The 13,769-nt window shown below is 74.2% G+C and carries 15 protein-coding genes; 11 read left to right on the top strand and 4 right to left on the bottom strand.

All coding sequences use genetic code 11. From position 1 onward, the window contains the following. Positions 1 to 33 precede the first annotated feature (33 nt). The 5 genes from MU522_RS01460 (at position 34) to MU522_RS01440 (ending at position 5,149) form a co-directional block, all read left to right on the top strand. A complete protein-coding gene (locus MU522_RS01460; protein ID WP_246991958.1) occupies positions 34 to 1,368 on the top strand; it encodes an FAD-dependent oxidoreductase in 1,335 nt (444 codons plus the stop codon). 108 nt (positions 1,369 to 1,476) lie between these two features. After that, positions 1,477 to 2,076, top strand: a complete 600-nt coding sequence (locus tag MU522_RS01455; protein WP_246991956.1) for a TetR family transcriptional regulator — start codon at positions 1,477 to 1,479, stop codon at positions 2,074 to 2,076. Positions 2,077 to 2,104: 28 nt separating this feature from the next. Further along, on the top strand, positions 2,105 to 3,289 hold the full coding sequence (locus MU522_RS01450; protein ID WP_281440033.1) for an alanine racemase: 1,185 nt from the start codon (positions 2,105 to 2,107) through the stop codon (positions 3,287 to 3,289). Continuing rightward, positions 3,286 to 4,578 carry a D-arabinono-1,4-lactone oxidase gene (locus MU522_RS01445; RefSeq protein WP_246991953.1) on the top strand — a complete coding sequence of 431 codons (1,293 nt, stop codon included), beginning with the start codon at positions 3,286 to 3,288 and terminating at the stop codon, positions 4,576 to 4,578. The genes MU522_RS01450 and MU522_RS01445 overlap by 4 nt, the downstream gene beginning before the upstream one ends. Positions 4,579 to 4,597: 19 nt before the next feature. After that, a complete protein-coding gene (locus tag MU522_RS01440; RefSeq protein WP_246991951.1) occupies positions 4,598 to 5,149 on the top strand; it encodes a LemA family protein in 552 nt (183 codons plus the stop codon). Between the two features lie 331 nt (positions 5,150 to 5,480). Here MU522_RS01440 and MU522_RS01435 read toward each other — a convergent pair whose 3' ends face one another. After that, on the bottom strand, positions 5,481 to 6,701 hold the full coding sequence (locus tag MU522_RS01435) for a crosslink repair DNA glycosylase YcaQ family protein (protein WP_246991949.1): 1,221 nt from the start codon (positions 6,699 to 6,701) through the stop codon (positions 5,481 to 5,483). 70 nt (positions 6,702 to 6,771) lie between these two features. Between MU522_RS01435 and MU522_RS01430 the strand changes: the two genes are divergently transcribed. Beyond that, complete coding sequence (locus MU522_RS01430; protein ID WP_246991948.1) at positions 6,772 to 7,923, top strand: AI-2E family transporter; 1,152 nt, start codon at positions 6,772 to 6,774, stop codon at positions 7,921 to 7,923. Beyond that, positions 7,920 to 9,212, top strand: coding sequence for a threonine ammonia-lyase (gene ilvA, locus MU522_RS01425; protein WP_246991947.1), 1,293 nt, complete (start codon positions 7,920 to 7,922; stop codon positions 9,210 to 9,212). Before MU522_RS01430 ends, ilvA begins: the two co-directional genes overlap by 4 nt. A gap of 86 nt (positions 9,213 to 9,298) precedes the next feature. On the opposite strand, the gene greA is transcribed toward ilvA, so the two are convergent. Continuing rightward, a complete protein-coding gene (gene greA, locus MU522_RS01420; protein ID WP_128189391.1) occupies positions 9,299 to 9,787 on the bottom strand; it encodes a transcription elongation factor GreA in 489 nt (162 codons plus the stop codon). A 55-nt stretch (positions 9,788 to 9,842) separates the two neighbouring features. After that, the gene (locus tag MU522_RS01415; protein ID WP_164877096.1) at positions 9,843 to 10,235 is read right to left on the bottom strand and encodes a DUF4307 domain-containing protein; all 393 of its coding nucleotides are present in this window, start codon (positions 10,233 to 10,235) and stop codon (positions 9,843 to 9,845) included. Positions 10,236 to 10,325: 90 nt separating this feature from the next. Here MU522_RS01415 and mca point away from each other — a divergent pair, with 90 nt between their 5' ends. The 3 genes from mca to MU522_RS01400 all read left to right on the top strand — a co-directional run bounded on the left by mca (position 10,326) and on the right by MU522_RS01400 (position 12,621). Further along, a complete protein-coding gene (gene mca / locus MU522_RS01410; RefSeq protein ID WP_246991946.1) occupies positions 10,326 to 11,183 on the top strand; it encodes a mycothiol conjugate amidase Mca in 858 nt (285 codons plus the stop codon). Then, positions 11,180 to 11,461 carry a hypothetical protein gene (locus MU522_RS01405; protein WP_246991945.1) on the top strand — a complete coding sequence of 94 codons (282 nt, stop codon included), beginning with the start codon at positions 11,180 to 11,182 and terminating at the stop codon, positions 11,459 to 11,461. The genes mca and MU522_RS01405 overlap by 4 nt, the downstream gene beginning before the upstream one ends. A gap of 119 nt (positions 11,462 to 11,580) precedes the next feature. Next, positions 11,581 to 12,621: a hypothetical protein gene (locus tag MU522_RS01400; RefSeq protein ID WP_246991944.1), complete on the top strand. Its 1,041-nt coding sequence runs from the start codon at positions 11,581 to 11,583 to the stop codon at positions 12,619 to 12,621. 7 nt (positions 12,622 to 12,628) lie between these two features. Here the strand turns inward: MU522_RS01400 and MU522_RS01395 are convergent, their stop codons facing one another. Next, entirely contained in the window at positions 12,629 to 13,036 is a 408-nt protein-coding gene (locus MU522_RS01395) for an Rv3235 family protein (RefSeq protein ID WP_128189396.1), read from the bottom strand. 160 nt (positions 13,037 to 13,196) lie between these two features. Between MU522_RS01395 and MU522_RS01390 the strand changes: the two genes are divergently transcribed. Beyond that, positions 13,197 to 13,766 (top strand): hypothetical protein, encoded by a 570-nt coding sequence (locus MU522_RS01390; protein WP_246991943.1) that lies wholly within the window; start codon positions 13,197 to 13,199, stop codon positions 13,764 to 13,766. The last annotated feature ends 3 nt before the right edge of the window (positions 13,767 to 13,769 follow it).

Below are 13,769 nucleotides of genomic sequence, written 5' to 3'. Positions count from 1 at the left end.
CATCCACATCTGATACCGGGGAAGAAGCGCGCTTTGACCAAGATCCTCATCGTCGGCGGCGGCTACGCCGGCCTGTACACCGCACGCGGGCTCGAGCGTCTGCTCGGGGAGGCCGAGGCCGAGATCACCATCGTGGATCCGCTGTCGTACATGACCTACCTGCCGTTCCTGCCGGAGGTCGCCGCGGGCTCCATCGAGCCGCGCCACGCGGTCGTGCCGCTGCGCCGCCACCTGAGCCGCACCCGCGTCGTGCAGGCGAAGGTCACGAACGTCGACCATGCGACCAAGGTCGCGACGATCCAGCCCGAGCTCGGCGAGCCGACGGCGATGGCGTACGACGTCATCGTCATGACCGCCGGCTCCGTCTCGCGCACCTTCCCGATTCCGGGCGTCGCCGACGAGGCGATCGGCATGAAGACGATCGAGGAGGCCGCCGCCGTGCGCGACCGCCTCATCTCGAACTTCGCGAAGGCCGCGGCGCTGCCCGCCGGCCCCGAGCGCGACCGGCTCCTGACCGTCGTGGTCGTCGGCGGCGGCTTCGCCGGCATCGAGACGATCGCCGAGCTGCGCGACTTCGCGACGCACCTGCTCTCGCGCTTCCCCGAGATCGCGTTCGAGGACGTCGCGTTCCACCTCGTCGAGGCGATGGGCCGCATCATGCCCGAGGTGAGCGCCTCGACCGCCGACTGGGTGGTCGAGGACCTCCGCAAGCGCGGCGTCGACGTGCACCTCGAGACCCAGCTGCAGAGCGCGCTCGACGGCGTGTGCGAGCTCTCCACGGGCGAGCGCTTCGGCTCCGACCTCATCATCTGGACCGCCGGCGTCATGGCGAACCCTGTCGTTCGTGCCACCGACCTCCCGCTCGACGACCGCGGCCGCATCACCGCGCTCGCGACGCTGCAGGTGGCACGCGACGGCGTCGTCGTGCCCGACGCCTGGACCGCGGGCGACGTCTCGGCCGTGCCCGACAAGTCGAAGACCCCCGGCCCCGGCGGCTTCTGCGTGCCCAACGCGCAGCACGCGGTGCGCCAGGCGAAGCTGCTCGCGAAGAACATCGTCGCGGTGCTGCGCGGCGACGCGCCCCGCGAGTACATCCACGACAACGAGGGCGCCGTCGCGGGCCTCGGCCTCTGGAACGGCGTGTTCCAGAAGGGCAAGATCGCCATCAAGGGGCCGCTGGCCTGGCTGGCGCACCGCGGCTACCACGGCCTCGCGATGCCGATGTGGGAGCGCAAGATCCGCGTCTTCACGGGCTGGTGGAACAACTTCTGGCTGGGTCGCGACATCGCCGAGCTCTCCGACCGCGAGGTGCCGCGCCAGGCGTTCGAGACGTTCGCGTCGCGCCCGAAGCCGAAGGTCGACGCCTAGGCTCCGCTCTTCGCGACACGACAGCGCCGCGTCCCTTCCGAGGGGCGCGGCGCTGTCGTATCGTTGTCGTGGACGCCCGTCCAAGTAGGCGTGCAGAACGGAGCTCGCGTGGCGCGGAAGCCGGCCGCGGTGCGGCGTCGGGACCTCGTGGAGGCAGGGCTGCGCGTGATCGCGCGCGAGGGGATGCACGGGGCAACCGTGCGGGCGATCGTCGCCGAGGCGGGCGTGCCGCTCGCGACCTTCCACTACGTGTTCTCGTCGCGCGACGAGATGATCGGCGAGGCCTACGCCTTCGTGGCGCTGCGCCCCGAGGAGAACACCATGGCGGCGATGCCGGAGGGCGCGACCCTCGACGACGCCATCCGCGCCATCTTCACGCTGTGGTTCGAGCGGTTCCTCGAGCACCCCGAGTACGAGCTCGCGATCATGGAGATCATGGCGTACTGCAGCCGCACGCCCTCGCTCGCGCACCTCCCGGGCGAGGTGCAGGAGCGCTACCTCGAAGCCGTGACGGATGCGGTGGAGGGCCTGCGCGAGCACTTCGGCGCGAGCGCGGCGATGCCCGCCCGCGACGCGGCGGCGCTCGTGCTGCACCTGACCGACGGCCTCACGTACTGCTGGCTGCGCACCCACGACACCGAGGCATCCCACCGCTTCATCGAGGCCGCCGTGCCGCTCGTGCGGCGCACGATCGACGACCGCTCGTGAGCGGGATCCGGCTCGAGGGTGCGGCGCCCTGGCTCGCCGAGGCCACTGGCGCCGGCTCGACGCGGCGACCGCGCACTTCGACGGGCCGTTCGCGGCGCTGTCGCTCGAGGCGCTCGCGCACAACGCCGCCGACATGGCGCGCCGCGCGGCCGGCACGCGTCTGCGGCTGGCCACGAAGTCGGTGCGCAGCCGCCCGGTGATCGAGGCTGTGCTGCGCCTGCCCGGCTGGCACGGCGTGCTCGCCGCGACCCTGCCGGAGGCGCTCTGGCTCGCCGCGACGGTCGACGACGTGCTGCTCGGGTACCCGACCGTCGACCGGGGTGCGCTGCGCGCGCTCGCCAGCGACGACCTGGCGCGCGAGCGGGTGACGCTCATGGTCGACAGCGTCGAGCACCTCGACGCGATCGACCGCGCGGCTCCCGGCCACCCCGAGCTGCGGGTGGCGATCGAGCTCGACGCGTCGCTCGAGGTGGGGCCCCTGCGGGCGGGCGTGCGGCGATCGCCCCAGCACCGCCCCGAGCAGCTGCGCGCGCTCGCGCGGGCCGTCGCCGACCGTCGCGGGTTCCGGCTCGTGGGCGTGATGGCGTACGAGGCGCAGATCGCCGGCGTGCAGGACGCCCGGTCGCGCGGGCTCGCGCCGGCCGCCGCGGTGCGGGCGATGCAGGAGCTCTCGCGCCGCGAGCTGCGCGAGCGGCGAGGCGCCGCGATCGCCGCGGTGCGCGAGGTCGCCGAGCTCGAGCTCGTCAACGGCGGCGGCACGGGATCGATCGAGTCGACGGCGGCGGATGCGTCGGTCACCGAGATCGGGGCGGGCAGCGGCCTGTTCGGTCCCCACCTCTTCGACGGCTACCGCAGCTTCCGGCCCGCGCCGGCGCTCGCGTTCGCCCTGCCGGTCGTGCGTCGGCCGGGGCCGGGCTCGGTGACGCTGCTCGGCGGCGGCTGGGTCGCCTCCGGGCCCGCGGGCGCCGACAAGCAGCCGCTCGTCGCGTGGCCGGAGGGCATGCGCCTGGATCCGCGCGAGGGGGCGGGCGAGGTGCAGACGCCCGTGCTCGGGGAGGCCGCCGACCGGCTGCGGCTCGGCGACCGCGTGTGGCTGCGCCATGCGAAGGCCGGCGAGCTGTGCGAGCGCACCGACCGCCTGCACGTCGTCTCGGGCGACCAGGTGGTGACCAGCATCCCCACGTACCGTGGCGAGGGGAGGGCGCTGCTGTGACGTGGACGAACTGGGCCCGGTCGCAACGGGCCGAGCCGCGCGAGGTCGACGCGCCGCTGACGATCGAATCGGTGCGCCGCGCCGTCGAGCGCGTCGCCGCGCGCGGCGGCACGATGCGCCCCGTCGGCAGCGGGCACTCGTTCTCGGGTGCCGCTCGGCCCGACGACGCACAGCTGCGGCTCGACGGCCTCACCGGCCTGCTCGACGTCGACCGCGAGCACCGGCGGGCGACGGTGCTGGCCGGCACGCGCATCCGCGACCTGTCGCTGCTGCTCGCGCAGCACGGGCTCGCGCTCGACAACCTGGGCGACGTCGACGTGCAGACGATCGCGGGCGCGATCTCGACCGGCACCCACGGCACGGGACTCGCGCACCGCTCGATCGGCGCATCCGTCGTCGCGGCGACGCTCGTCGCGGGCGACGGCAGCCTCGTGCGCGTGAGCGACGAGGAGCGGCCCGACCTGCTGCCCGCCGTGCGGCTGGGGCTCGGGGCGCTGGGCGTGCTCGTCGACGTGACGCTGCAGTGCGTGCCCGCGTTCGCGCTCGACGCGGTCGAGACGACGGTGGCGCTCGACGCCGTGCTCGACGACTGGATGGGGCTCCTCGAGCGCACCGACCACTTCGAGTGCTACTGGTTCGCCGCCACGCGGGTCGCGGCGACGAAGTCGAACACGCGCGTCGACGGGCCGCTCCGGCCGCGCTCGGCCGTCGGCCGATTCGTCGACGAGCGGCTGCTCACCGACGTCGGCCACCGGGCGCTGCTCGCGCTCGGCGCGCTCGTGCCCGCGACGGCGGCCCCGCTCAACGAGCTGTCGGCGCGGCTGCTGCCGCGCGGGAGGTTCGTCGAGCCGAGCCACGAGGTGTTCGCGGCGCCGCGCGCGGTGCGGTTCCGCGAGCTCGAGTACGGGCTGCCGGTCGCGGCCGTGCCCGAGGCGCTGCGCGAGATCGACCGGGCGCTGCGTCGCGCCGACCTCGTGCTGACGTTCCCGTTCGAGCTGCGCGCGGCCGCCGCCGACGACGCCCACCTGTCGACGGCGCTCGGGCGCGACACCGGCTACATCGCGGCGCACCGGTGGTGGCGCGAGGATCCCCGGCCGCTGTTCGAGATCGTCGAGCCCATCCTGCTCGCGCACGACGGCCGGCCGCACTGGGGCAAGCTGCACTCGCTGCGGGCGCCCGAGCTCGCCGAGCGCTTCCCGGGCTTCGCCGCGTTCGCCCAGGCGCGCGACGAGCTCGACCCCGCGCGCGTCTTCGCGAGCTCGTGGACGCGCAGGGTGCTCGGGGCCTGACCGTCCTACAGTGGAGGGCATGGAAGACCCCCTCCTCTGGCTCTGGATCGCGATCGGCGCGATCGTCGTCGTCGTGCTCGTCCTCGTCGTGTGGACGGCCTCGGCCGCCGCGTCGATGCGGCGCCTCGCCGAGACGGTCGACGCGCGCTGGAGCGCCCTTGCCGAGACGCTCGATCGGCGCCGCGACGTGGCCGATCCGCTGCTGTCGACCGCCGACGAGGGGCAGCGCCGCACGGCGGCGGATGCCTTCGGCCGGCTCGAGAGCGCGCGGCTGCCGGGGGAGAAGGCCGAGGCGGAGGCCGCGGTGCAGCGGGCGCTGCGCCCGCTCGTGCAGGCGGCCGGGTCGCAGCCCACGGGATCGGCGGCCGCGGATGCACGAGCCGCGCTCGCGGCGCTCGACGACGAGGCGCAGGCGCGCCGCCGCGACTACAACACGGGGGCGCGCGAGCTGAACGCCAAGGGCCGCCGGTTCCCGACGTCGCTGTTCAAGGGCTCCGCGGGCGTGCCGCGCGAGTTCTTCGAGGTCGACCAGGCGGGCGCGGTCGCGGAGCCGCCCCGCATCCAGTTCTGACCACCGCTGGTCGAGGAGCCGCCGCAGGCGGCGTCTCGAGACCACCCGCTAGCCCCGTGCGCCTGGTCTCGTGAAGCGTGCGACCCTTTCCGCTGGTCGAGGAGCCGCCGCAGGCGGCGTCTCGAGACCACCCGGTCGCGCTGTGCGACCGGTCTCGTGACGCGTGCGGGCTGCGCCCGCGCGCTCCTCGACCAAGCGCGGCCCCTTCCGCTGGTCGAGGAGCCGCCGCAGGCGGCGTCTCGAGACCACCCGGGGGCGCTGTGCGGCAGGTCTCGTGACGCGTGCGGGCTCCGCCCGCGCGCTCCTCGACCAAGCGGGGACGGGGTCGGCGTCAGCCCCGCCGCACCGCCGCCGCGACCTCGCGCGCCCACGTGCCCGGTCCCGTCACCTCGACGCTGCCGAGGCCCTGCCACGCCGCCGCCTCGGCGAGCGCGGGCGCGAGCCGCTCGGCCAGCTCACCGGCCCGCGCGGCGTGCGACGGCTCGACGGTCGCGTGCTGCACGCGCAGCACGCCGGCTCGGCGGTCGCTCTTGAGGTCGACGCGGCCGACGAGCTCGTCGTCGACCAGCACCGGCAGCACGTAGTACCCGTGCGCGCGCTGCGACGCGGGCGTGTAGATCGAGATGCGGTACTCGAAGCCCCACAGCCGCTCCGCGCGGGGGCGGTGCCAGACGATGGGGTCGAACGGCGACAGCAGGGCCGTCGCGCGCACGCGGCGGGGGTTGCGCGCCCGCGCCCACCGGTAGGCGGGGCGGCCCCAGCCCTCGACCGACACCGGTTCGAGCTCGCCCGCGTCGACGAGCGCATCCACCGCCTCCTGCGTCTCGGCGCGCTTGAGGCGGTGGTAGTCGGCGAGGTCGTCGAGCGTCGCGACGCCGTACGCCTCGGCGGCGCGCGCCACGAGCACCCGGTGCGCCTCGCCGCGCTCGACCTCCCCGCGCGCGGCCTCGGGCAGCACCGCGTCGGCGACCGCGTAGCGGCGCTCGAACCGCGAGCGGCCCACGGTGACCAGCTCGCCGCGCCGGAAGAGCACGGCCGTCGCCCAGTACGCATCCGACTTGTTCCACCACCCGCCCGGCAGCCGCTCGTGCGCCGGATGCTCCATCTCGCTCGGCCGGATCGGCCCGCGCTCGGCGAACTCCGACAGCACGCCGTCGATGAGCGTCGAGTGCTCGGCGGCCCACCGCTCGTCGCTCGGGCGCATCGGCTGCTGCCGCTTCCACGCCCACAGTGGCCAGTCGGCGACGTCGATGACCGCGGCCTCGTGCGCGACGTACTCGGTGTAGCCGCCGAGCCGCCGCCCGTGGTCGTGGTGCAGCAGCCGGTCGAGCGCGGTGCGGTCGTAGGGCCCGAGCCGGCTCAGCAGCGGCAGGTAGTGGCTGCGCTCGAACACGTTCACCGAGTCGAGCTGCAGGAGGCCGAGCCGGGCGAGGGCCCGCTGCAGGGTCTTGGCGCCGGTGCGGCCGCGCTCGCCGGGCAGCGCCCCGTCGAGCCCGCCCGCGGCGATCGCGATGCGGCGCGCCTGGGCGGCGGAGATGCGGGCTGCGGTCACGCCTCGGAGGCTAGCAACGGCCGCCGACGCATGCCCGCGCCGTGACCGTCCCGCGCCGTAGGATCGACCAATGGTCCTCCGACGCTCCACGCCCGAGGGGCCTGACGCGCCCTCGGGAGCGGTCGACGAGGTGGTGCCCCGCGGCATGCGCATCGCCGGCGCCTGGGCATGGCGCTTCGTCGCCGTCGCCGCGGCCGCCGCGATCGTCATCTGGCTCATCGTCGTCTTCCGCATCGTGGTCATCCCGCTGCTGGTCGCGGCCCTCATCACCACCGCGCTGCTGCCCGTCGTCGACGGCCTCGTGCGCGCCCGCTGGCCGCGCGGGCTCGCGGTCGCGGTGTCGATCGTGGGCCTGCTCGTCGGGGTCGTCGCGCTCGGCTGGCTCGCGGTCTCGCAGATCCGCGACGAGTACCCGGCGCTGCAGGAGCAGGCGGTCGCGTTCTGGGATGAGACGCGGGGCTGGATCCTGTCGCTCCCGTTCGAGATCGACGAGCAGGATCTGCAGGGGTTCGGCACCAACATCATCGGCACGATCCGCGACGACGTCTCCTCCGTGCTCTCGAGCGCGCTGTCGGTCGGCTCGTCCGTCGGACACTTCCTCGCGGGCGTGCTGCTGACGCTCTTCGCGCTCATCTTCGTGCTCGCCGACGGCCAGCGGATCTGGCGCTGGCTCGTGGGCGTGCTGCCGAAGAACGCGCAGGCCGCCACCGACGGCGCGGCCCGCGCCGGCTGGGTGACGCTCGGCAACTTCGTGCGGGTGCAGGTGCTCGTCGCGTTCATCGACGCGGTCGGCATCGGCCTCGGCGCTTTCATCCTGGGGCTGTTCTTCGAGGGCGGCATGCCGATCGTGCTGCCGATCGCGATCCTCGTCTTCCTCGGCTCGTTCATCCCCATCATCGGCGCGATCGTCACGGGCACCATCGCGGTGCTCGTCGTGCTCGTCTCGTTCGGCTTCTGGCCGGCGGTCATCATGCTCGGCATCGTGCTGCTCGTGCAGCAGATCGAGAGCCACGTGCTGCAGCCGCTCATCATGGGCACGGCCGTCAAGGTGCACCCGCTCGCGGTCGTGCTCGCGGTCGGCGCCGGCTCGACGATCGCGGGCATCGCGGGCGCGTTCTTCGCCGTGCCCGTGGTCGCGTTCCTCAACAACTTCGTCAAGACCATCGCGACCGGATCCTGGCGCACCAACCCCGACCCATCCGTGGAGGACGTCGTCCGATGACCGACACGACCCGACCGGGAGCCGCCGCGCTGCCCGGCACCGCAGCCCCGGCCCCGACCGGGTCGGCCCTGCCCGGCCCCGACCTCGCCGGCTTCGAGGCCGCCCGCGCGCGCCTCGTCGACGTCGTGCAGGTCACGCCGATGGAGCGCTCGCGCTACCTGAGCGGCATGCTCGGCGCCGAGGTGTTCCTCAAGTGCGAGAACCTGCAGCGCACCGGCGCCTACAAGATCCGCGGCGCCTACAACATGCTCGCGAAGCTCGACGCCGAGCAGCGCGCCCGCGGCGTCGTCGCCGCATCCGCCGGCAACCACGCGCAGGGCGTCGCGTTCGCCGCGACCGAGCTCGGCATGCGCTCGACGATCTTCATGCCCGTCGGCGTCGCGCTGCCCAAGCTCCAGGCGACGCGCGACTACGGCGCGGCGGTCGAGCTGCGCGGCCTCGACTTCCAGACGGCGCTCGCCGCCGCGATCGAGCACGTCGAGCGCACCGGCGCGACCTTCGTGCCGCCCTACGACCACCCCGACATCATCGAGGGGCAGGGCACGCTCGGGCTCGAGATCCTCGACCAGGTGCCGGATGCGACGACGGTGGTCGTGCCGATCGGCGGCGGCGGGCTCGCGGCCGGGGTCGCCTCCGCCATCCGGCAGCGCGCCGCGCTCGACGGCCGCGAGATCCGCATCATCGGCGTGCAGGCGGAGCGCGCGGCGAGCTACGTCGACTCGCTCGCGGCGGGGGAGCCGACGACGATCGTCACGCGCCCGACCATCGCCGACGGCATCGCGGTCGCGCGCCCTGGCGCCCTGCCGTTCGCGATCATCCGCGACGCCGTCGACGAGGTCGTCACGGTCTCCGACGACGACATCGCGCGGGCGCTCATCGTGCTGCTCGAGCGCGCGAAGCTCGTCGTCGAGCCGGCCGGGGCGGTGGCGATCGCGGCGATCATGACCGGGCTCGTCGCGGCCGACGGCCCGACGGTCGCGGTGCTCTCGGGCGGCAACGTCGACCCGCTGTTCATGGAGCGGGTCATCTCGCGCGGCCTCGCGGCGTCGCAGCGCTACCTGAAGGTGCGGATGGCCCTGCCCGACCGGCCGGGCCAGCTCGCGATCATCGCGCAGATCGTCTCCGACGAGCAGGCCAACGTCGTCGAGGTGCTGCACACGCAGCACGACGCGTGGACGTCGATCACCGACGTCTCGATCGACATCTCGGTCACGACGCGCGGGCCCGAGCACGCCGAGCGGGTGCTCCAGGCGCTCCGGCGCGCGGGCTACGAGCCGCAGGTGCTCTAGACCGCAGCCGCGCTGCCGCACGACGAAGGGCCCCGCGCAGCGCGGGGCCCTTCGTCGGTCGCGGCGGTCGGCCGCGGTGCGCGTGCCTAGCCGCGGTACGTCTGCACGTCGGTGATCTCGACGTCGATCGTCGCGCCCGACGGCGTCTGGTAGCTGGCCTTCTCGCCGATCTTCAGGCCGAGGATCGCCGCGCCGAGCGGGCTCGCCTCGCTGTAGACGTCGAGGTCGTCGCCGGCCTCCGCGATCTCGCGGTTGCCGACCAGGAAGGTGGTCTCGTCGCCGGCGATCGTCGCAGTGACGACGGTGCCGAGCTCGACGACGCCGCTCGCCGTGGGCGCATCGCCGACCTTGGCGGTGCGCAGCAGCTGCGTGAGCTGGGCGATGCGGGCCTCGATCTGCGCCTGGTCGTCCTTGGCCGCGTGGTAGCCGCCGTTCTCCTTGAGGTCGCCCTCGTCGCGGGCCTCCTCGATGCGCTTGGCGATCTCGGCGCGGACGGGACCCTGCAGGTGCTCCAGCTCGCCCTGCAGGCGGTCGTGGGCCTCCTGGGTCAGCCAGGTCTCCGTGGTGCCGTTCATGTGGTCTCCCGATATGCACAGAACCGGCCCCGAGTGGGCCGGTCCGGGGGACAGTCTATGACAGCCAGCACTCCGAGACCAATCCCGTGGTCGCCGGCTCGCTCGTGCGCACCTCGACCCGGTGGGTGCTCGTGAAGCCCTCGGCGGGCGGCAGGTCGAGCTCGAGCCAGCCCACGACGCCGTACGCGGGGTTGAGCGCCTGCACCGCGCACGACACTTCGGTGCCCGCGTCGACCGACACCTCGAAGATCACCTCGACGGTCGTGTCGTCGACGATCGAGAAGCCGATGTCGCGCGTCTGCAGAGATGTGCGGCTCGGGTCGGTGCCGACCCACCACACCCACAGGGTCGCGACCACCAGCACCGCGACGCCCGCCGCGATGCCCAGGATCCGCTCCCGGCGCGACCAGCTGCGCGTGCGCCCGTAGCGGGCTTCGAGATCGGTCATGCGGGCCTGTCGTGGGAGGATGGGTGCGTCCATCCAGCCTACCGTCGCGCCGCTCGGCGCGGCTCGGGCTGCACTTCGAGGGGAGAGCCCGTGCGACGGCTGCTCGCGGTGCATGCGCACCCTGACGACGAGTCCAGCAAGGGCGCGGCGACGCTCGCCCGCTACGCCGCCGAGGGCGCGCAGGTGACGGTCGTCTCCTGCACCGGCGGCGAGAGCGGCAGCGTGCTCAACGAGCGCTTCGAGCCGCTGCACCGCGCCGTGCGCGACATGACGGGGGTGCGCCGCCTCGAGATGGCGGCGGCGCAGGAGGCGCTCGGCATCGACCACGCGTGGCTCGGCTACGTCGACTCGGGGATGCCCGACGAGGGCGAGCCGCTGCGCGAGCTCTCGTTCGCCACCATCCCGCTCGAGATCTCGGGCCGCCCGCTCGTGCGGCTCATCCGCCGCCTCCGGCCCCACGTGGTCGTGACCTACGACGAGACGGGCGGCTACCCGCACCCCGACCACATCCGCTGCCACGAGGTGACCATGTGGGCGGTCGAGCACGCGGCGCGCGGCCTGCCGGAGCTCGGCGAGCCGTGGGAGGTGCCGAAGGTGTACTTCGACCGCACGATGAGCGGCGCCCGGCTGCGCGCGCTCCTGGGGGCGCTCGAGCACACGGCGCCCGACGACGAGCGGCTGCCGTTCGTGCGCGAATGGGCCGAGCGGATGGGCGATCGCGGCGAGACGATGACGACCCGCGTCGACGTGGCCGCGCACCTCGAGGCGCGCGACCTCGCGCTGCGGGCCCACGCGAGCCAGGTGGATCCCGAGTCGCGCTTCTTCTTCTGGCCGAACGAGCTGCTGCGCCAGACGTGGCCGACCGACGACTACGAGCTCGTGCGCTCGCGCGTGCCCGCCGACGGGCCGGAGGACGACCTCTTCGCCGGCGTCGAGGAGGACGCATGATGCCGCTGCTGCTCGAGGAGCTGCCCTACGACCCCAACCAGGTCACGCCGGGCTGGATCGGGTTCACCGCGACGGCGCTCGTGGCGATCGTCATCATGGCGCTCATGTGGGACTTCAACCGCCGGGTGCGGCGCATCAGCGACCGCGCCGAGGCGAAGGAGCGCATCGCGGCCGAGCTCGCCGAGCAGCGCTCGGCCGAGGCGCCGGATGCCCCGGCCGGGCACCGCGCGGACGACGCGGACGGGCGCGCCGACGACGCGCCGCCGCGCACCCCCTGACGAGTCCGGAGCCCCCGCAGACGACCCCTTGACGGGCCCGAGGGCCGGGCGGACACTGAGCGCAGCAGCGTCGCCCGTGCCGGGCGGCGCTCGCGGCATGCCCGCCGGAGGGAGCTCTCATGCGCCGTCGTCTTCGCAGCCCCAGGGACATCGACGCGTTCGGCCGGCTCGTCGCGGCCCTGCGCGTCCATCTCGAGCAGCGGCATCCTGCCAACGACGCGGAGCGCGCCATCGCCGAGTCGATGCGGGCGCACGAGGTGCCCGTCGACGCGGCCAGGCGCATGCTCCAGACCTTCGACGCGATGCCTCGCCGCGCGCGGCTCACGCTGCTCGGCGACGTCGCCGACCCGGGCTTCGTGCCCGCCGAGCGCACTCTCGAGCGCCCTGAGCGCACCGCGCAGCCGGTGACGCTCACCGTGTCGTCGACGGTGCTCGCGCGGCTCGGCCGCCTCATCGACACCGGCGCCGTGGCCACCGGCGACGTGCGGGAGGAGATGCTCGACGAGCAGACCGATGCGGCGCCCGTCTACACGATCAACTACCGAGGGCTCTGGTGCGAGGACGAGACCACGTGGGACTGGGTGTCGTGGGCGGACGAGATCTACGTCATCACGAGCGCCGTGCATGTCGAGGGCGGTGCGAACGTGGTGCGCACCGAGCGGCACCCGGTCGCCGAGGACGATCGCTGGTACGAGGACGTCGACTCCGACGAGGCGAGGCTCGGCCCGGTCGCCGCGTGCTGGCACGGCAGGGCCGACACCGTCTCGCTCACCGCGGTCGTGATGGAGCACGACATGGGCGACCCGGACGCGTACCGGGAGGAGCTCGACGCGCTCGTCAAGGCGGCGCTCGCCGTGCTCGCCTACTTCTACCCGCCCGCGGCGCTCGCCCAGCTGCTGAGCTCCACGATCACCGACGCGGTCAACTGGCTGCTCGACACCGCCGACGACCCGATCGAGACGCAGACGGTGGTGCACTCGAGCGGCATGCTCGAGGCGCTGTCGACCAGCTATCGCGCGACGTACCTCGGCGAGGGCCAGCGGCACACCGGCCTCGAGTACCACTTCCTCACGAACCACGCCGGCGGCGGCGCGCGCTACGTCCTGGGCTTCGAGGTGCTGCGCGACCCGGAGCACCTGCCGGAGGGCCCGTTCCTCTAGCGCCGCCTCACAGCACGGCGAGCGACGTCGCCCGCCACCGGCCGTCGAGGCCCTCGAGGCGGATCGCGACCGCGCGGCTGCGCCCCGACGAGCGCACGACCACCGCGCCCTCGACCACGCCGTCGGCCGTGTGGCACGCGCGCACGCTCGTGATGGCGAAGCCGGGCACGGTGCGCTCGGCGCTGCGGCCCCGGCCTCGCCGGGCGCTGAGCGCCCGCTGCACGAGCAGGTCGTAGGTCGGCTCGGTGACCCAGCGCGCGATCTGCTGCACCTCGCGCACGCCGAGCAGGATCTCGATCACGCTCGTGGCGAGGTTCTCGAGCAGCGGCGCCGGGTCGGGCAGGGCCGCCGACGAGCACGGCTGGAAGTCGAAGAACTCCTCGGCGTCGACCGCCGTCATCCGTCGTCTCGTCACGCGCTGCCCCCTCGCATCCGGCGCCTCCCGGGTCGGCCTCGCACCGCGGCGAGCCGTCGCGGGAGAAGGTAGCCGGATGCGCGGCGGGCGGGGGATGGGCAGATCTGCCCTGTGGAGAGCGCTCGACACGGGCGCGTCCGCGGCGGTTAGATTCGCCCGCGTGCGCTTCGACGACCTCTTCGACGACCTCGAGAGCCAGCTCGAGGCCGAGCTGGGGGCCGAGCGGCGCGACCTCGAGGCGGAGGAGGAGCGGTTCCGCGTCGGCCGGCTCGAGCTGCGCGAGCGCATCGCCGCGGCGCCGCGGGCGCTCGACCTCACGCTCCGCGGCGGCGGGCGCCTGCGCCTGCGCCGCATGGCCCTCGGGCGCGACTGGCTCAACGGCGTCGTGCTCGAGGGCGCGCCCGCCGAGACGGGCGCGATCGTGCCGCTGCAGGCGATCGCCGGCATCGAGCTCGACGCCGACGGCGCCGCTGCCTCGGTGCGGCCGACCGCCGCCGAGGGCGACCTGCAGGCGCGCCTCAGCTTCGCGTTCGCGCTCCGCGACCTCGCGCGCCGGCGCGCGCCGGTCATCCTCGAGGGAGCACTGCCGGTGGCGGGCACGATCGACCGCGTCGGGCGCGACCACCTCGACCTCGCCGTGCACGAGCCGGGCGCGCATCCGCGGCTCGGCACCGTGCGCTCGTGGCGGATCGTGCCGTTCTCGGCCTTCGACTGGGTGCGGCTGCCGTAGCGG

It is taken from the genome of Agrococcus sp. SCSIO52902, from assembly GCF_022983135.1.
Lineage (GTDB): Bacteria > Actinomycetota > Actinomycetes > Actinomycetales > Microbacteriaceae > Agrococcus > Agrococcus sediminis.
This window is presented reverse-complemented; position numbering and strand designations above follow the sequence as displayed.